Genomic DNA, 19,273 nt, shown 5'->3' with positions numbered 1-19,273 from the left:
GGACACCGTCCCTGTCCCCTTGTCCCAACTACTCCGTCAATTCCACATTATGCTCATCGGCTAGCTTTTCCAGTTCATTTGTGTATTTTCTGATCCCTGCTCTCCCATCGGCCAGCATTTCGTTGGCATCCGCTACCATTTCGTAATCCTGCTGCTCTAATGCGGCAAGGATTTTAATGAAGGCATTGTTTTGCATGTTAACGGCGTCGATGTAGAGTTCGTGTATTTCCTGGACTTCTGAAGTGGCAGGCTTCACTTCTTCAAGCTGGTCGAGAAAATCTCTGTAGGTTGGCAAGACCACGTCTTTAATATGAACGTAGGTTGTGTAATCGTCCTCATAGTTATCGCCTGTTACACTTTCGTATTCGGCCAACGCTTCTTCCTCTAGTGCTGTAAGGTCTTTCAGGTCTTCGTTGATGTAGTTCATTAAATCATCTTGCACGGGGTCACTGCAGCCTGATAACAATAACAGCATCATCATTCCAAGAATCATCACTTTGATTTTCATTCATCATCCTCCTTAAATTGGTTTACCTTATAGCGGAGAAGACCGTTTACCATTGAAATGTATGATGAGAGGAGCCTGGGTCATTACTCCTGAATAGCTCGTGTTTATGCATGATGACAGATTTTTTAATAAAAGATGGCACGTGAAGGAGACTAAAAAACCACTGTTCCTGCCCCCTTGGTTCTGAGCCTTTAGTCATATTGTTCCCCTTGTAAAAATCATGTAAAATTTAAAAATACAGACAATTGCAAGCGTTTGCATATGAAGCGGCTAAGAGACATCTTCTGCCTTGGGGGAAAGGTTAGGAGGATGCTCATCTCTTTTCCACATTTGCGCAAACGTTTTCACAACCAGAACAATGAATAACAAAGGGGAGGAAAAATAACCATGAAGAAAGGAACAAAGCGGCGTTTCTCGATACTCATGACAGTATTGATGGTGTTGAGCCTGTGGCTGCCATATGTACCTGCACAGACAGCGGCGGCATCAGCCGGCGGGGAAGCAGTGGACACGGCAGCGGGCACCGACCGCACCGTACGCTTCACGTACATCCGCGGTGACAAGCAGTATGACGGCTGGAACATCTGGGCCTGGAACACCGGTGTCCAGGACGATCAACTAAACTTTGACTCTTATGAAAACGGGGTTGCGACAGCGGATATCGCAGTTGGGCCAGAGACTGAGCAGTTTGGATTTGTGCTGCGCAGTACAGAAGACTGGGAGACTGCCCAAAAAGAATTCGGTGACCGATTTATCAAGGTCAATAAAAACGACTCGCTTACGAAGGCTTACATAACAAGCGGTGTCGAGGAGATCCGAATCGTTCCCGATGGATCGGCTCCTGTGATTGATGGGGGCGATGCGGTTTTTTACTATCGTGACAAAGCGTTGTTCGCGGACGATGCCATGGACACGATTGATAAAGTAGAATTGAAGTTTAATGGCGAAACGAAGGAAATGACGTATGAGCCGGAAAATGAGAGATTCACGGTTTCCTATGAGGATATCCCGAATGGGAAGACTCCGTACTCTTTCCTGGTAACAAAAAACGGTGAGACCACAGAAGTGAGCGATCCGTACAATACGGTTGACGGCAAGTCCTATCTTGATTTTCAAAAAGGGGATTTGACGGTAACCGGGACTGTAGAACCTGGAGCGATTGATTACAACGAAAATGCTGTTCTGAATGTAGATATTGAAGGATTGACAGAAGGACTGTCAGTATCCAAAATCAAGGCAGATCTTTCAGAGCTCGGCGGATCGAAAGACGTGGCAGTCGATCCCTCATTAAAAGAAGTGACGATAGCGGTCGATGACGATGTGACGGCCGGCACGAAAAAGATTCCGATTAAAGTTGTCGACAGCTACGGAAACCCGTATGAAGGAACCGCCGAAGTTGAAGTGAAAACCCGACAGGCTGTCGGAGGGAATGACTTCGACTGGGATGAGTCCATCATCTATTTCATGCTGACGGACCGCTTTTTTAACGGGGACAAAACGAATGATGATCCTTACGGCTTGAACTATGACAAGTCGAAACGCGGCTCCTATCAGGGCGGCGACTTTGAAGGGATCACAGACAAGCTTGACTACCTGGATGAGCTTGGCGTGAACACCGTCTGGATCAGTCCGATTGTGGACAATGTTAATTATGATGTCCGCAAAGGCGAAGGCGGCGAGCCATACTTTGGCTACCACGGTTATTGGGCTGACAATTTCAGCGAGCTGAATCCTCACTTCGGTTCGATGGAAGAATTCCATACGCTGATCGACGAAGCCCATGCGCGCGGGATCAAGATCATGGTGGATGTGGTGCTGAACCACACGGGTTACGGGCTTAAAGACATCGACGGGGACCTTCCTGAAGAGGGGCGTCCAGCCGGCTATCCTACCGATGAAGACCGCGCACGATTCAGTGATATTGTCCGACAGGGTTCAGAGGTTGGCGAGGACGAAGTGGTGGGGGAACTGGCAGGACTTCCTGATATCATCACGGAAAACCCTGAGGTCCGCCAGCAGATCATCGACTGGCAGACAGACTGGATTGACAAAGCGACAACCGAGAATGGCAACACGATCGACTACTTCCGTGTGGATACCGTAAAACACGTCGACAAACCGACGTGGATGGCATTCAAGAACGCGATCACGGAAAAAATGCCCGAGCACAAGATGATCGGGGAAGCGTGGGGAGCGAGTGCTGATAATGATCAGGGCCTCTTAGAGTCCGGCATGATGGATTCCCTGCTTGATTTCGGGTTCAAAGACATTGCTAAAGAATTTGTGAACGGAAACGTAAAAGCGGCGAATGATAAATTGGCTGCACGCAATGAAAAAATTGATAACACAGCAACATTTGGACAGTTCCTCGGAAGCCATGATGAAGACGGATTCCTTTATTCGCTTGGAGGGGATGAAGGCAAGCTGAAACTGGCTGCTTCCCTGCAGGCGACATCTAAGGGTCAGCCGGTCATCTATTACGGTGAGGAGCTCGGCCAAAGCGGCGCGAACAACTACCCGCAATATGACAACCGTTATGATCTTGCATGGGATAAAGTTGAAAACAACGATATCCTTGAGCACTATAAAAAGATTCTCAACTTCCGCGGAGACCATTCAAAAGTTTTTGCCAAAGGGGAAAGAAGCTTTATCGGCGGAATGGACAGCGACAAGTTCCTGATGTTCTCGCGGACGTACGGGGATGACTCGGTGTATGTAGGACTGAATGTCGGGGACGAAGCGAAAGAAGTAACGGTTTCAGTCGACTCTCCCGATGCGGTCATCACCGACCATTATTCCGGGAAAGAATATCCTGTATCCGGGGCTGAAGAAGTGACCGTGACGCTTCCGGCAAAAGCAGATGGAGGTACCGCACTGCTGACAGTCGACGGCGGTGCGATCACGGGTGCAGAAGCTGGTTCAGCTGATGGCGGCGAGCCTGAAGTGGAGCCGGTCCCTGATAACAATATCCGCATCCACTACAAGCGTGACGACGGTAACTATGAAAACTATGGTGCGTGGCTGTGGAACGACGTGAGAGACCCTTCAGCCAACTGGCCGACTGGCGCAACCATGTTCGAAAAGACCGACAGCTACGGTGCCTATATCGATGTACCTCTTGCTGAAGGAGCGAAGAACATCGGCTTCCTGGTCATGGATGTGACCAAGGGGGACAGTGGTAAAGACGGCGGCGACAAAGGATTCACCATTACTTCTGAAGACATGAATGAGATCTGGATCGAACAGGGTTCCGATAAAGTCTCAACCTATGAGCCTGTTGATTTACCGGAGAACACGGTCCGCATTCACTACGTTCGTGATGATGCAAACTACGAAAATTTCGGGGTGTGGAACTGGGGAGACGTTGCGGCTCCTTCAGATGGCTGGCCAGCGGGTGCAGCTGATTTAACCGGAAGAGATCAGTATGGAGCATATGTTGATATTCCATTAAACGAAAATGCGAAGCAGATCGGCTTCATCGTCATGGATGAATCCAAAGGAGATGCCGGCAAGGATGGCGGGGATAAATCGTTCAACCTTCTGGATAAATACAATCGCCTCTGGGTAAAGCAAGGCGATGACACGGTATATGTTTCCCCTCATTGGGAAGTGGCATCGGGGATCACATCTGCTGAAGTCGTTTCAGAAGACACGATCCGTCTGGGCTTTACGATGACAGAAGGGCTGACACCAGAAACCCTGAAGGAAAAACTGGCCATCAAAGACAGTGCTGGTGCTGAAGTGGCCGTGGAAAGTGCTGAGATCACCGGTGACAAAACAGTTGAAGTAAAAGCTTCCTTCAGCCTTGATAAACTTCCATTATCCATCACCTACTCAGGCAGGACCGTCTCAGCCTCGACCGGCTGGAGGATGCTTGATGAAATGTACGGATATGACGGGGATGACCTCGGCGCAGCCTATAAAAAAGGCAATGCCACGCTAAAATTGTGGGCGCCGAAAGCCAGCAAGGTAACGGCAAATTTTTATGATAAAAAAGATGCTTCATCCAAGATTGGCAGTGTCGATATGACGAAAGGCGAAGAAGGCGTCTGGTCAGCTGATATAAAGGCAAAAGATTTAAAAGTGAAAGACCTCAAAGGCTATTACTATCAATATGAAGTCACAAATGACGGTGTAACGAAAAAAGTGCTGGACCCTTACGCGAAATCAATGGCCGCTTTCACGGTGAACACAAAAGGTGAAGCAGGCCCTGACGGCGATACGGTCGGAAAAGCTGCCATCGTTGATTTAAAGGGAACTAACCCGAAAGGTTTCTCGCACGCCGATATCGACGACTATGAAAAACGCGAGGACGCGGTAATATATGAAGTCCACGTCCGCGACTTCACATCCGATCCGTCGATCGAAGGGGACCTTGACGCAAGATGGGGATCCTACAAAGCGTTCATCGACAAGCTCGATTACATCAAATCACTCGGTGTCACCCACGTCCAGCTGCTTCCGGTAATGGCCTGGTACTACGGTGACGAAACGAAGATGGGTGAAAGGGAGCTCGAGTATTCAGCCGGCGGCAACGAATACAACTGGGGCTACGATCCGCACAGCTATTTTTCACCGGACGGGGCTTACTCGGAAAATCCGAAAGACCCTGAACTGCGGGTAAAAGAGCTCAAACAGCTGATTGATGCCATCCATGACGCCGGAATGGGCGTCGTGCTGGATGTCGTGTACACGCATATGGCGCAGACAAGCACACTGAACGACATCGTTCCGAATTACTACGCGTTCCAGGACGAAAAAGGGAACTTCCTCGGAGGCTTCGGGAACAACCTGGCAACCAACCACAAGATGGCTGAAAAGCTGATGGTGGATTCGGTGAAATACTGGTTCGAAGAATACAAGATCGACGGCATGCGCTTCGACATGATGGGGGACGCTACGTACCCTGCGGTGCAGAATGCATATGACGCAGCTGCATCCGTCAACCCTGACGCACTCTTTATCGGGGAAGGCTGGAGAACGTTTGCCGGCCACCTAGCAGACCCTGAACTTAAAGGAATGGGCGCAGATCAGGACTGGATGGATAAAACCGATGATGTCGGCGTATTCTCTGATGAAATCCGGAACGAATTGAAATCCGGATTCGGTTCGGAAGGAGAGCCGCGCTTCATCACAGGCGGCGCGCGGGATATCAACACGATTTTCAACAACATCAAAGGGCAGCCGGGCAACACGGCCGATGACGATCCGGGCGACATGGTCCAATACATCGCGGCGCATGACAACCTGCCGCTGTATGATGTCATAGCGCAGTCGATCAAGAAAGATCCGGCCATCCCGGAGAACAACCTGGAAATTCACAAACGGGTCCGTCTCGGGAACTCCATGATCCTGACGTCACAGGGAACGGCTTTCCTTCATGCCGGCCAGGAATACGGCCGCACGAAGCAGTGGTTCGGTGAAGGGGTGCCCGAACAGAAATATCATGAGTTAAAGGATGAGGACGGCAATCCGTTCGGATACTTCATCCATGATTCCTATGATTCTTCGGATGCCATCAATAAGTTTGATTGGGAAAAGGCGACGAACAAGAAGGGATTCGCCGTGAACTCAACAACGAGGAAATACACTGAAGGCTTGATCAAACTGAGAAAGTCGACAAATGCATTCCGCCTCGGTGAAAAAGAACTTGTCGATCAAAACGTCACACTGATGGACATCCCGGAAATTCAGGAGCAGGATTTGATGCTTGCATACAAAAATGTTTCCACGGATAAGACGGGCACCTACTACGTATTCGTCAACGCCGACGAAAAAAAACGCACACTGTCCATCGGGGACTACGACCTCAGAGGTGCAAAAGTGCTGGTCGATGACGACGAAGCTGGCGTCAAACCGGTTGAGGACAGATCAGGGTTCAAACTGAAAAAAGACAACTTGACGATTGATCCGCTGACTACAGTAGTAATTAAAGTGGATCAGAAGGGAAAGAAGAAAAGGGACTAGGGGACAGGTCCCTTGTCCCACTCATCACTGAAGGTTAGTGCAGTTCTCATTCCAATTAAATAACCAGTACTATAAAAATAGGTGTTTCCAGCTTTTATTGCAGGAAGCACCTGTTTTTATGCCTGCCAAAGCATAATCCGAGTGATGAAGCGCCGCAAATCTTCTATATAAGTTTAAACAAACGTTTGATTAACAATAATGAAGCCTGTCATCAAGGGCCCCAAGGAGATAAACAGATGTTTAAAGGATATAGGAAGGGTAAACCGACGTGGGACAGTGAACCTGTCCCCTTGTCCCAAACTTTACAAAACTCTTACTTTGGTGAATTGGGTTTTTAATGTTTGGTTTTTATAATGTTGGGAGAGCGGTTTGGATTACTCATTTGCAGAGGTGATTGTATGTTTGGATTGATTAAGTCGGATTACGATGCTTACGGTTTCAGTCTTAAAGGGTTGATTGTGAGTCTATTTAACTTTTCTACGTTTTGGCTGGTGGTTTCTTACCGGGTATCTCATGCGCTGTATAAAAAGAATATTCCTGTTTTGCCCCGGCTGATCCGGTCAATGGGGATCTTGTTTTATGGAGCTGAAATCTCGTATGGTGCCGAGATTGGCCCTGGGTTTCGGATTGCCCATTCCGTTGGGGTCGTGATTGGTCCTAAAGTAAAGGCAGGGGCGAACCTGGAAGTTTTTCAGAATGTCACCATCGGGGGGCGTGACAGAGAACGCAACGGCATCTTGAAGCCGTCTATCGGTGATAATGTTACAATCTTTACCGGCGCTGCCGTCCTTGGTCCTGTGCGGATAGGGGACAATGTTTCAGTGGGTGCCAATTCGGTGGTGACAAAGGACATACCTGCAAACCTGATTGTGGCAGGTCTTCCCGCTAAGAAAGTAGGGGAAGTGACAGTTCCCCATTCGTTGAGAAGTATGAATAGAATCAGCTGATTTTAACGAGTCCATCAAAAGGTGGGCTCTTTTTTACATAAATAGGATTATATTACTATTACATTTTATGTAAAATAATGTATTTTGTATGGTAAAATCAACTTTAAAACTATTAAGTTTAGGAAGTTGAAAAAATGAGTGGTAAAATAAATCAGTTTCTTAAGATATGCCGGAATTTTAACCCAACTCGCATAACGATTAAAACAGAAGATCACCACCAGCTGAAAGATATCATCATGCTGATGGGAAGTGATTTGAATATAGAGGTCACCCGCTACGAACATGATCAGGATTTTACGATCATGGTTTCAGACGGAAAACAGGTGGAGATTAAACTAACATCCCTGGGAATCATTGGGTTAATAGAGAAAGCTTACTCCACGGATCCGGATCAAAAGGAAATTGAAGCTTCCTTTAGTATGCCAAAAGGAGTTTTTACCCTTTCTCTGTTTGGAAGATACCCTCAGGATAATCGGGGAAAGGGGACGATATTTAATGATCTGGTTACCAAAGCGGCTGCCTGCACAACTTGTCCCAAAATGATGGAGAAGAAAGCGGTGATCAGCAGGCTGAACGGAAATATAGAGGCGGACCTTATGTTTATTGCAGAGGCTCCCGGTCCTTCCGGAGCTGAATTAACGCGCGTTCCAATGTCAGGGGACTCTTCAGGTGAAAACTTTGAAGAACTACTGAATCATATCGGCATGACGAGGAATGAGGTATATATTACTCATGCAGTACTCTGCTGTCCAACGGATAAAGATGAAAAGGTACGTGTTCCTTCTACCAAGGAGATCGCTAATTGCAGTCATTACCTTTTGGAACAAATTGAACTCGTCCAGCCTAAGATGATTGTCACTTTAGGAAGCAACGCCCTGAAGGCTCTCAATACGATTAAGAAGCACTCCATCGTACTGAAAGATCATGTCGCCCAACCTCAACAATGGAACAGTTACAAAGTGTTCCCGCTCTACCATACAAGCACAGTAGTCATGAACAGACGAAAACGAACCAAACAACAACAAATGCAGGACTTCATAAAATTAAAAAAGCACCTATATTGGGACAGGGGGACAGGTTCAGTGTCCCACTCCTGAACCAAGTCTAAAAAAACCGTGAACCCAGGCAATCTTTGCTGGGGTTCACGGTTTTTAATTCAATAAAAGTAGTTTCTGCTTATTTTTCTGCTTCATCCTTCGAGATAGACTTTTTTAACACCTCAATTTCCAGATCATATTGTTCCATTTCCTTATCGAATTTTTTATCCTTCGCTTTAATATCTTCTGAGAGTTTACTTTTTTCTTTCATGCTATGCCCCCTTTTTGGATAACCAGCGATCAAGCCTCACTAAAAAGCATATTCATCCATCAGTCTAAGCATGAAAGCAGTTGAAAATCACATACTCTCTAGGCTATAAGGCACTCAATATTGGTAGGGGGACAGGGGACCTGTCCCCCTGTCCCAAAATTTTTACGTGGTTTAACATATTATTTACGTTTGCTTAATATACTTTTGTTAATCTACAGTTGTAGGGAAATTAAAATTGATAATGTGGAGGGGTTCTATGTTACGCAATTTTAGAAGAGAATGGCATAAGTTTTGGTATTTCAGTTTTAATTATGTGCTGGAGATGACAAGAGATTCTCCTCAATTCAACAAGTATCGTGAAAAATCCCAATATCATGGTGAGAAACTTATGCAGCTCTTGTAGCTGTATTTTTTTGTGCAAAAATTTTTTGTCGTAACTTTTAGAACGGCCGTCTACAAAGATATACAAATTCTGTAATCTATCTGCTATATCATTTACCTCATAGATTATATGGGGGGATGAGGGTGAAGAATTTTTTACTAGTTTGTCTGTTTATCATTACATTTGCTGTTTTAGCAGGCGGTAAGATGTACTGGGATGGCCAACTCAATTCCGTTTTAGCAGAGACAGTAAGTGTGAAGGCTCCGAATCAGTCCGTAAAATCGGAAGCGAACGGGGATCCGGAAAAGGCAGCAGCCAAAAAAGAAAAAATGATTAAATTAGATCGCTTGAATTATCTGCCGCCAGAATTGCAGCAGAAATTCAGAGAGAAAATCAACCAGGATAAACCACTGCATTTAATGATTCTCGGTTCCTCCTCAACTTCTGAACAAAAGGGTGCATGGTCCGATTTGTTAGAGAACAGGCTGATGGATGTTTACGGTAATACTCTGTTAAACGTCACAGTCAACGAGATTGCCAATAAGACATCAACTGAAATAGTTGAAGAAAACCTCCACAAAGAACTGGTGAAACAACATCCTGATATTCTTTTGCTTGAACCTTTCCTGCTTTATGGCATCGAGGAAATCGGGATGAAGAAACGGTTGAATAATCTTACAGCCGTGCTTGAAGATTTTAAAAAGGGGAACCCCGATTTGACCATCATCATCCAGCCGGCAAACCCTATATACGGCGCCCATTACTACCTCGAGGATGAAAAGGAGCTTCAAAAGTACGCCGAACATAATAAATACATTTATTTAGATCACTGGAAGGCCTGGCCTGCTTCCGATGAAAAAGAAATAAAAGATTATCTGACAAACGAAAGCCTGCCAAACAAAAAAGGAAACGAAGCCTGGGCTGAATTTCTCATTAATTATTTTGTCAGGGAAATCTAAACTGGGACAAGGGGACAGGTTCATTGTCCCAGTTTCAGGACATTCAACCTGTATTTAATTTCCACCCCCATTAAAGATGCAGCTTGAGCGAATTTTGTGAAAATTGAAGTTGGCATTGTAAGAGGGGGAAGTGGTATATGAAGAAGAGTGGATACTTTTTAACCCTGAAGATTAAATGGCATTCCTTAAGGCTTACCTACCATTATGCACTTCTTGAATGCTGCCTGGATTGGAAACTAAAGCAAAAGTTGCAGGAAAGCATTCATTATCATGAGATGAAATTACTTGAACACACGCATCAACCTCCCAAATCGTATACTTAAATGAAGATCCATACTTAACTTTTAGTTAAGCACCCTTATTGGAACGGGACGATAAGAAGAGGCAGGTTTTAAGGTGCGAGGGTGTTTACAAAGGACTTACTGGGAGGAATTCAAAGCTGTAATATTCTTTTAAGAATATCGACTTTTATTTCCTTGAAATTATGTTACTATCAAAAAAAGTAGTAGTATTGAACTATTGAAGTTGAATGTAATAAGAAATAAAAATCATTCATAACTCGTACGATAACGGCAAAATCATTGAAAAATGATGACGCAAAACTATAGGGGCTACTGTCACTGACAAAGCCAGCCAGTTTCCGAAACGGACTCCTGCGACTTATGAAACAAAGGGAGGAACATTATGAAGATGAAAAAAGTGATGTTTCTATTAAAGTTCAGGTGGCATTCGATAAGAGTGCGCTATCATCAGGCATTGCTGGATAGTTGTTTAGATTGCCGGCTTAAAAAGAAAATCCATCAAAAAATCTTGTATCATGAAATGAAACTGAAAAACATTTAATTTTTAGAAGGCTCTTACCGGGCCTTTTTTATTTTGTCGTGGGACAGGGGGACAGGTACATTGTCCCTGAGCGGGACAACGTACCTGTCCCCCTGTCCCGAAGTATGCCGCCCCCCTGTCATGGCAAGGATGATGACGAGGGAGTGATTGGAGTGCGATGGGTTACTGCCATTAGCTATTTGGTCCTTATTTTTATTTTTACTTGTACGGAGAAGCTAACCAGGTTATATATTGAGGGAATTCCCCGGTTCAGGTGGAATCCAGAGCCGGATTATTCCGCTTTCTTCGACTTCACTTCTTATCCATTCACGAGCCCAGCCTACATTTATCAAAAAGCAGGCCATGCGCTTGCATTTTGTTTACTGGCCGCAATTGTCTATATGGTTGTGAATCGATTGGGGACGACCATTCTTATCTCTGCCGGATATGCTTTATTTACAGAGGTCGCACAATTATTCTTTTATAGGACAGGGTGTTTGCTGGATGTAGGATTTGATGCAGGAGGAGTAGTTTTGTATGTTGGATTGTACTGGTTGTGGAAAAAGGGATTAATAATAATTCAAAAAGCGGAAGACAAGCCATCGAATCTTTAATCTCTAACAGGCAATATGTAGAAGCGAGTTTTTATAAAGGTGGGACAAGGTACCTGTCCCCTTGTCCCACGCCCTGTCTCAATTTGTCTTTTTTTGTCTATTTATTTTTGTTAAGTTGTATAGATAATTCAGACTTTTATGTTGTATAATAGTACAAGAAAAGGGATTAAATGTATTTTAAGAAGGGGGCTCTGGAATGCCGGTTTATTATATGAAAGAAATATGGACTCCTTTGAAGCTATTTGGGATCAAGTTCTTCCGGTGTGAAGAGAATCGTATATACATAAAGGTTCTTCAATCTCACCGTAAACGTATTTTTGGGTAAGGATCAATCCTGAATTGATGTGAAAAGGGCAAAGCCATTGAAAGGTGGTGACGCAAAGCTATAGGGGCTTCTGTTCAAGTGACAATGCCAGCCAGCTGCCGAGTCTTTTCTTTTTAATTTTTTTAAAATAGTCTTTCCACTCACAAACCTTTAAGGTTTTTTTATTTTGCCTTATTTTATATATTCTTCTTTTAACCGCTCCTTAGCCCCATGCCGCCACTTCTTCACAGCCCCGACCGAGACCTCCTCCTTCTCCGCAATCTCCCTGACCGTCAACATATCCCTGAATGTATACATGACCCACTTGGCCTGTCCTGCAGTAAGTCCCTCACAATATGCAAGCAAGGTCTCCAGCGAAAGCGGAGTCTCCTGCCATTCATCCTCCACCAATTCCCAAAACTCTTCCTTTGGATAGGTCTGCCGGTCATGCAGCTTTGTTTTCTGTTTTAATTCCGTGAGCATCCTCCCTTTGATATAAGAATACGCAAACGCTGCAAATACCCCTTTATCAGGATTGAAGTTCTGGGCTGCCTCCCAAAGAGCGATCAGTCCTGTCTGATAGAATTCCTCCCGATCCCTGAAGATGTGAAGGGAGAGGATGATCTTGTGAATCATCGGTTCAAACTGCTTTTGAATTTCATGGAATGATTCCATGTGGGTGGTCCTTCTGAATGGCGCGCCTTTCGGTTATTCCCGGGTAGCTTTACCATACAGGGGAGGGGGAGGAAACGACAAAACGGGGAATTCTCTGTTTTATTGGAGATTCCGCGTTTTTGCCCGGAGAAAATAATGCGTTTATGGATGGGAAGTGATTGTTTGGTCAGAATCGAAACTTATTTTACGAAAAAATGTAAAAATTTGTAGAAATTACTGGAAATGATATCCTGTTTCGGTATAATAGGTATAAAGTCACTTATTTTTATGATTTTTCTGAAAAATAAGTTTCTACTAACATTTAAAGGATGGTGTAGTGAGTGAGAGAAAGAGAAAACCCGATCACAATGAATACAATGGCGATTTACCCGGCTTATCACGAAAGGTATCAATCCGTCATTCTGAATCAGACTGGCGATCATGTCTTCAGTAAAAGGTCGGTCAAGGATCTGCTGGACGATGTGTGTATGCGAAATGGAGCTTCATACGACGGCCGGGTAAAAGCTGTGAAGCATGTTCTGCCTTATTTCAGGAAAACGCCTGTCATCATCAGTGAAGATCCTTACATACTTGCTTTTCCCACCATGTCGCCCCAACATTATGAATGCACCTGGCTATTTTGTTCCCACATCGAGAATTTCACCCACACTAATGGAAAGACATTTGTTCATTTTAAAAACGGCTCGATGCTGGAAGTCTCCTGTTCAGTGAGAGTTCTCCGAACACAGATGGAAAGGGCGTCTGCAACATTGACGTATTTTTCTTCAAATGATGCCGACTTGCCCCCTTCAATAGAAGAAATGCCGGGACCGGCGATTTACTCCAGCATGCTGCCTTTCAATCCGGAGGATCCGCCTCCCATCCAAATATAATAGATTGAGAGAAGAAGGCTTTTTAGAAAAGGCTTCTTTTTTATGGGCAAAAAAGAGACTGGGACAAAAGTGTTTGAGCTAAGGCCCTGCAGCTGGACAGAATCTGCCGCGAGAATGCCGAGGAGAACACTGGAGCAGACATTTTTTTATCCTTCAATGTGTGTAACCTCTGTTTGTTTTAATAAGGGAAGGTTTTTCCGTAATCCTGCTGAATCGAGCTGGGTTCGGGGGGATAAGGGAAGTATTTTCCGTTAAGGCAAGGTAAAAGGTTACATTTTCATGCTTTCGGAGTAAATAAGGGAAATGTTTCCCTCTATTCACTCCATATTTCGTGCTTAATCGCTAATAAGAGAAATTCCTCCCCTTATTTTTGAGAAATCTCTAGCCGGTGGTTATCCTGCCATAAAAAATGAGGATGTGACGAGACAAATAAAAACCCGAATGAATTTGAACGTGAAGAGGCAAATTCGTTCGGGTTTATAATTAGTTCATCCTGCACTTTGATTTTCGTTCTGCAGCTGACATGTGAGACCCCGCTGGAACCGGGATGCCCGCAGAAAGCGATGTCTTGCACGGAAAATTATCGGAATAAAGAACATATACTGATATTGTTCTTGGTAGATTTTTAGTTTTGTCACAGCCTCTTCGTATGGTTATTCAGTAATCCCGACAGAATCAAATCCGCCGGCGGCTGCCGCTGCTTCGGCACTTCCTTCACCGTAAAGATCCACTGCTGATTGGATGATGGCCTGACGCGCATCACTGAAATCAGACAGGCTTGTCAGATAAGTCGTCAGCGCACGGTAGTAGATTTTACCGAGCTTCTCGCGGCCGATATCCTGAGCGGTCAGGTAAGCGGCATGATTGATGATGGAGGAGTTGATATGAACGCCGCCGTTATCAAGGCTGCGCGGCAGATCATAGTACTCATCCATATGGGAAGGGTACATCCCGTCACCGTTTCCATATGGAACATACGCTGCGTTGACAGGGTACTTACTTGGGTTACTCAGGCTCCGGAGCGATTCCCTTCCGCTTTCCTTGGCTGCAGGGGCCATGATGTCCTCGCCGAGCTCCCAGTTTTTATCATCGATCAAGGCACTGAAAATATCGGAGAACGCTTCGTTCAACGCGCCGGATTGGAATCGGTACTGCAGGTTGGCGGAGTTCGTCGTTACCCCGTGAGTCATTTCGTGGGCAGCGACATCAAGTCCCGCAGCAAGCGGAATCATGAATTCACCATCGCCGTCCCCATATACCATGTAGGTGCCGTTCCAGAAAGCATTATTATAATTTTCCCCGTAATGGACGACCGACTGGATCGGCATGCCTTCACCATCAAGTGAGTTGCGGTCATGCTCGTTCAAATAATAGTCATAGACCTTTTCGGAGTTATAGTGGGCATCCACAGCCGGCCGGTCAAAGTCGGATGTGAAGGCGGCATCTTTATCCTTGAACATTTCGATCCGGTTATTCGAGTAGTCATATGTGAAGATGCCATCGAGACCTTCATGACTGTAGTCCGCCAGCTGGAACATCGTACCCTGATTCGGCTCTTTTGTCTGGGAGATGTGAAGGAGACGGTGCCCGCCCAATACCCCGATCCCGGTTCCTGTCTGGGTTTTGATATCCTCTGCATGCATGATGGCATTGTACTGGTCGACGACTTCCCCTGTTTTTGCGTCTACGAAAACAAACCAGTTGCCCGGTGCTTCACCGAGGAAATTGACATTCACTTTATACGCCAGGTGATCATTTCCTTCGAACGGATAGATCACGAGTTCCGAAGTCGGCGCGTAGGTCAGCTTGTCCGGTGCTTTCACGGCTGACTTCGCTTTATCGACTGCTTTACTGCTTGATAATGCTGGTGTCGTGTTTAAGCCGGCATTTTCAGCAGATGGATGATAAGATCCATTCACAGACGTAATTTCATTCTTTTTATTATAGTGAACGATGACTTCAGATCCCTCGACCGGGATGCCGTCTTTCGTTTGGTTGAAGCGGACATGTGTCATGCCTAAGTCATCTTTTTCGACTTTCTTTGCTTTTAAGCTCGCTTTCGGATTCTTGATGTTGAGTGTGGACTTTTTCTCATGGAGGTAATTGAGAGCATCATTGGATGTAGCAGCCATGCGTTTCACGGCTTGCTTCTCTTTCACGAATAGAGGGACATTTGCTTTTTCATTCCACTGCTTGACTGATTTGGTCTGTACCCCGGCAATTTCCTGAGGCTGGACGGCCAGTGGCTGCCCCTGCGGCAGAGTGGCGGCGATCAGAGCAGTAGACAGTGCGATTGGTGCAATAAGTCTTTTTTTCAATTTATTTCCTCCCTATGTCATTATGATATTAAGTATAGTGAGCAATCTAGTAAAACACATGAATCTATCGAACGAACTTGGCAGGGGAGTTTACTGGAGATAATAGACTGTCTTAAGAAGTGAATGTGGGGAATTTAGGGTAACGAAAATCATTATTCGATAAATTTCGTCACACGAAATAAACCGAACGATCCAGCCATCGTCGAAATCTAACGAAACATGCGGTCTGTAATGCTTTAGTACTTTAGTAGACAGCGGAATAGGCCCGGAATGGGAATTAAAAGGATTGAAATTTCTAGAAAATGTCTCAGAGTCCGCATATTTCTGTTATGATAATAGGAAAGAGTGAGCGTTGAAAATAGTGACGAAGGGGCTGCCGGCGGATGATTAGTACTTCTGATAGACTCATAGCTTTTTTGGAAGAACACTCGATGGAGTTTTTACATAATTGGAGATCGAATATCGTTATTTCAGATCAGGATGTGTATAAGGAAGAAGTGCTGCAGAACGGTCTTCGGATGTTTCACCTGATAAAACGTGCCATTAAAAACCCCTTGACCGAAGAGGAAATCCAGGCACTTGCCTATAAGACCGCCCAGGAGCGGGTGGAAGCCAATGTGAATATCAGCGAGTTCGTGTATAACGTGAACGTCGGGAAGAGTGAAGTCATCAAATGGGTGAGCCGTTCGGGGATTGAGTGGACGGAGCTCCAGCCGTATCTGGAAGGGATCAATGCTTTATTCGACCGCTTCTCTTATCTGGCCGTCAAGCAGTACACGGACATACGGGACAGACAGCTGCAGGAAAAAGAGCTTTATATTGATCAAACTCATAAGGAAAGGCTCACGATCCTCGGGCAGATGAGTTCGAGCTTTGTCCATGAATTCCGGAATCCGCTGACTTCCATCATCGGATTTACAAAACTGCTACAGCATGATTACCCGGATCTTCCGTATCTTGATATCATGCAGCATGAACTCGATCAGCTGAATTATCGGATCTCCCAATTTCTCCATGTATCAAGGAAGGAAATCATTGAGAGCAAGAGGGAAGAGATCAATCTTTCTGATATGTTCAAAGAGCTGCTGGAATTCCTGTATCCGAGTCTCCTGGCCGGGGACGTCTCTACCACTCTTGAAGTGGATGAATCACTGATTATCTCAGGAAACAAGGATGAGTTGAGGCAGGTCTTTCTGAATCTGATCATGAACTCGATCGATGCACTGCAGATTGAGAAGGGAGAACGTTTAATCCGTATCCGCTCTGTAATGCAGGCATCAACCCTGCATCTATCCATCACGAACAACGGCCCCAGAATACAGCAGGAAACCATCAATGCAATATTTGAGCCGTTTTATACAACGAAAGAGCTCGGAACGGGAATCGGTTTGTTCATATGCAAGAAGCTGATTGAGAAGCACGGCGGGGAAATCACGTGCTTTTCGACTGACGAAAAGACCGCCTTTACAATTAAACTTCCCCTTCGTTCCAGTGTGCCGACGTTACCGTCATAAGAGAAGGTCTGCCCTGAGGCGCAGGCCTTTTTTTATTTCTTTTCCTTACCCGCAGCCGCTGGTGATATAATGGAAAGAGGATATAGTAAAATAAACCTATAACAAGGAGAATTCCGGTGCTTAAAGATGAAAAAGGAATCACGTTAGTGGAAATTCTTGCGTCTATTACGCTATTATCTATTATTCTCGTATCCATCATCACCTTCTTTCCTCAGGTCGGCATGAATAATAAGCATAATGAAGAAAAGATTCAGGCAATCAATCTTGCGAAAAAAATATTGGCAGTCTGGACCGATGATGAGGATAACGAAGTGAGTACATTTATAAAGGACCCTGACTCGATGCCTGTCCCTTATGGGTACGAAATAATAGTACCTGATGACCCGGGGGATTTTTATTTTACTAAAGTACTGGAAGGCTTCAGTGTTGAAGTCAAGCTTTCGAAGGATAGCGCAGAAAGCCGGCTGCATGCTGTGACCATCCAGATCGGGCAGTCAGGGAAAATAATAACTGAAACATACGGATATATCACAGTCAGGGAGGCGGAAGAATGACGCGTAATCAAAATGGCCTCACACTTGTTGAAGTTCTTGCCAGTCTGGCTGTTTTATCCGTGATCGGACTGCTCTTATGGAATGTTTTCTTTCAAGGTATTTCCTATTCAAAGAAAGCGGCCACTGACACTTCCCTTCAGCAGGAAGCCAATCAAATTTCTATGAAACTGACAAGGATCCACCAGACCAGTCCTTCATATGAGATAGTGAATAACAACTGTCAACTTAAGGTATATAACACTCAAACGGATGATAAACAGCTGATCACATCGTTTTCTGATGGAAAGACTTGCTACACGGCAGACATAGAGGAAGGTTCTGACCATTCCAGGGATTTGGAACTCACATTGTCCCTGAAAGATGCCCCCGGGGAGAAGTTCACTTTACATACCACTTTATATAAACTGAAAGGCAGTTCAAACCATGAAAATTAGAGAAGAAAAAGGGTATGCATTAGTTCTTTCTTTGTTGATTATCACTGTATTTATGGCAGTGGCTCTTAGTTTATTGGCTGCTTCTTACAATAATTCCAAACAGAGCAGCAAGGTCGAAGAGAACTACCAGGCAGCAGCCATTGCCGAGATGGGGATCCCGTATTATCAAACGTCGATCATTTATGCCCTTGAAAAAGCGAGGGATACTGTGCTTGCTGAAATCGCCCGGGACAAAAATGCCGGTTTAAATGAAGAAGAGATTTTTAACCTCATGATCACTAAATTCACGGACTTTTTAAAAGAAGAGAAAGTGGAGGTGGGGGAAGGCGCTTCGTTTGAACTCAAGCGGACCATTTCTCCTGCGGGAGACACAGGTCTGTTCATTGAAATCACAAGCACGGGACTGAAAAAAAAGGAGAGATTCACCTTATTTGCTGAAACGACCATTCCATTAACGATTACGCCTGCAGTAAATAATGGCGATTCGTATACCGGTGACTTTCTGAAAAAAATACCGCTGCCGGCAGTGCCGGACAGCTGCAAGAATCCCGCCAGTCTGAACAATCGTTGTAAAGAAGTCCTGCTTACCACCTCAAAGACCTATTCAGAAAATAATATGAAAATCCAGAAAGATCTTGTCTACTCCCTGAATGATTTAACGCTCACCGGAAACAACAACAACCTTGAAAATTCAAGTATCCATGTAGACGGTCAGTTTACAATGGGTAAAAATATGAATAACGCAAAGAACATAATCCTTGAAGTTGGTAAGAATGCCATTTTTAATGGACATTTGGATTTGGAGGGAGAATCAGCAGTATATATCGGCGGAGACATGAAAGTGGGAAAACATTTGAATGTGTCCAGCGGCTCAAAAGTGTGTGTCGCCGGAAAGCTGGAAGTCTCCGGACATAAAAATATTTACGGCAAGTTGTTCATAAAAGAGCAGAATAAAGAGGGATTTTATGAAAATTGTGCAGGGGGAAACCCTGTCGAGCAGCCTGCATCTGTTTACTGGTCTTCTGATATTGAGGATACGTTTACGTATTATTATGATAAAAAGGATAAGTAAATATAGAAAAAACAAGAAAGCCC

General features: G+C 44.9%; 15 protein-coding genes and 2 riboswitches. Of the genes, 11 read left to right on the top strand and 4 right to left on the bottom strand.

The features are described 5' to 3' along the window. Positions 1 to 28: 28 nt before the first annotated feature. Positions 29 to 508, bottom strand: a complete 480-nt coding sequence (locus BHE18_RS17595) for a hypothetical protein (protein WP_071619818.1) — start codon at positions 506 to 508, stop codon at positions 29 to 31. 387 nt (positions 509 to 895) lie between these two features. On the opposite strand from BHE18_RS17595, the gene BHE18_RS17590 reads away from it, so the two are divergent. From BHE18_RS17590 to BHE18_RS22750, 3 genes are all read left to right on the top strand, one after another. Next, a complete protein-coding gene (locus tag BHE18_RS17590; protein ID WP_071619817.1) occupies positions 896 to 6,475 on the top strand; it encodes a pullulanase in 5,580 nt (1,859 codons plus the stop codon). A gap of 398 nt (positions 6,476 to 6,873) precedes the next feature. Further along, positions 6,874 to 7,422, top strand: a complete 549-nt coding sequence (locus BHE18_RS17585) for a serine O-acetyltransferase (RefSeq protein WP_071619816.1) — start codon at positions 6,874 to 6,876, stop codon at positions 7,420 to 7,422. 134 nt (positions 7,423 to 7,556) lie between these two features. Then, positions 7,557 to 8,519 (top strand): uracil-DNA glycosylase, encoded by a 963-nt coding sequence (locus BHE18_RS22750; protein ID WP_083573860.1) that lies wholly within the window; start codon positions 7,557 to 7,559, stop codon positions 8,517 to 8,519. Between the two features lie 79 nt (positions 8,520 to 8,598). Here BHE18_RS22750 and BHE18_RS23800 read toward each other — a convergent pair whose 3' ends face one another. Beyond that, complete coding sequence (locus BHE18_RS23800) at positions 8,599 to 8,730, bottom strand: hypothetical protein (protein WP_268876374.1); 132 nt, start codon at positions 8,728 to 8,730, stop codon at positions 8,599 to 8,601. A gap of 525 nt (positions 8,731 to 9,255) precedes the next feature. On the opposite strand from BHE18_RS23800, the gene BHE18_RS17575 reads away from it, so the two are divergent. From BHE18_RS17575 to BHE18_RS17565, 3 genes are all read left to right on the top strand, one after another. Next, positions 9,256 to 10,071 (top strand): SGNH/GDSL hydrolase family protein, encoded by an 816-nt coding sequence (locus BHE18_RS17575; protein ID WP_141771922.1) that lies wholly within the window; start codon positions 9,256 to 9,258, stop codon positions 10,069 to 10,071. A gap of 561 nt (positions 10,072 to 10,632) precedes the next feature. Beyond that, positions 10,633 to 10,716, top strand: a riboswitch (cyclic di-GMP riboswitch). A 39-nt stretch (positions 10,717 to 10,755) separates the two neighbouring features. After that, the gene (locus BHE18_RS23330) at positions 10,756 to 10,914 is read left to right on the top strand and encodes a hypothetical protein (protein WP_171910740.1); all 159 of its coding nucleotides are present in this window, start codon (positions 10,756 to 10,758) and stop codon (positions 10,912 to 10,914) included. 152 nt (positions 10,915 to 11,066) lie between these two features. Beyond that, positions 11,067 to 11,507, top strand: a complete 441-nt coding sequence (locus BHE18_RS17565; protein ID WP_171910739.1) for a VanZ family protein — start codon at positions 11,067 to 11,069, stop codon at positions 11,505 to 11,507. Positions 11,508 to 11,849: 342 nt separating this feature from the next. After that, a riboswitch (cyclic di-GMP riboswitch) is annotated at positions 11,850 to 11,935 on the top strand. A 68-nt stretch (positions 11,936 to 12,003) separates the two neighbouring features. Here BHE18_RS17565 and BHE18_RS17560 read toward each other — a convergent pair. Further along, positions 12,004 to 12,486 carry a sigma-70 family RNA polymerase sigma factor gene (locus BHE18_RS17560; RefSeq protein WP_071619812.1) on the bottom strand — a complete coding sequence of 161 codons (483 nt, stop codon included), beginning with the start codon at positions 12,484 to 12,486 and terminating at the stop codon, positions 12,004 to 12,006. Positions 12,487 to 12,806: 320 nt separating this feature from the next. On the opposite strand from BHE18_RS17560, the gene BHE18_RS17555 reads away from it, so the two are divergent. Continuing rightward, positions 12,807 to 13,358 carry a competence protein ComK gene (locus BHE18_RS17555; RefSeq protein ID WP_071619811.1) on the top strand — a complete coding sequence of 184 codons (552 nt, stop codon included), beginning with the start codon at positions 12,807 to 12,809 and terminating at the stop codon, positions 13,356 to 13,358. Between the two features lie 653 nt (positions 13,359 to 14,011). On the opposite strand, the gene BHE18_RS17550 is transcribed toward BHE18_RS17555, so the two are convergent. Then, on the bottom strand, positions 14,012 to 15,676 hold the full coding sequence (locus BHE18_RS17550; protein WP_071619810.1) for a M4 family metallopeptidase: 1,665 nt from the start codon (positions 15,674 to 15,676) through the stop codon (positions 14,012 to 14,014). Positions 15,677 to 16,059: 383 nt separating this feature from the next. Here BHE18_RS17550 and BHE18_RS17545 point away from each other — a divergent pair, with 383 nt between their 5' ends. From BHE18_RS17545 to BHE18_RS17530, 4 genes are all read left to right on the top strand, one after another. Further along, on the top strand, positions 16,060 to 17,190 hold the full coding sequence (locus tag BHE18_RS17545) for a histidine kinase N-terminal domain-containing protein (protein ID WP_071619809.1): 1,131 nt from the start codon (positions 16,060 to 16,062) through the stop codon (positions 17,188 to 17,190). A gap of 116 nt (positions 17,191 to 17,306) precedes the next feature. Continuing rightward, positions 17,307 to 17,744, top strand: a complete 438-nt coding sequence (locus BHE18_RS17540; protein ID WP_071619808.1) for a type IV pilus modification PilV family protein — start codon at positions 17,307 to 17,309, stop codon at positions 17,742 to 17,744. Beyond that, a complete protein-coding gene (locus tag BHE18_RS17535; protein WP_071619807.1) occupies positions 17,741 to 18,178 on the top strand; it encodes a type II secretion system protein in 438 nt (145 codons plus the stop codon). The genes BHE18_RS17540 and BHE18_RS17535 overlap by 4 nt, the downstream gene beginning before the upstream one ends. Beyond that, the gene (locus BHE18_RS17530) at positions 18,168 to 19,250 is read left to right on the top strand and encodes a hypothetical protein (RefSeq protein WP_071619806.1); all 1,083 of its coding nucleotides are present in this window, start codon (positions 18,168 to 18,170) and stop codon (positions 19,248 to 19,250) included. The genes BHE18_RS17535 and BHE18_RS17530 overlap by 11 nt, the downstream gene beginning before the upstream one ends. The last annotated feature ends 23 nt before the right edge of the window (positions 19,251 to 19,273 follow it).

The organism is Rossellomorea aquimaris (assembly GCF_001877785.1).
Lineage (GTDB): Bacteria > Bacillota > Bacilli > Bacillales > Bacillaceae_B > Rossellomorea > Rossellomorea aquimaris_A.
Note: the sequence above shows the minus strand (reverse complement) of the source record. Positions and strands in the feature narration are given on the sequence as shown.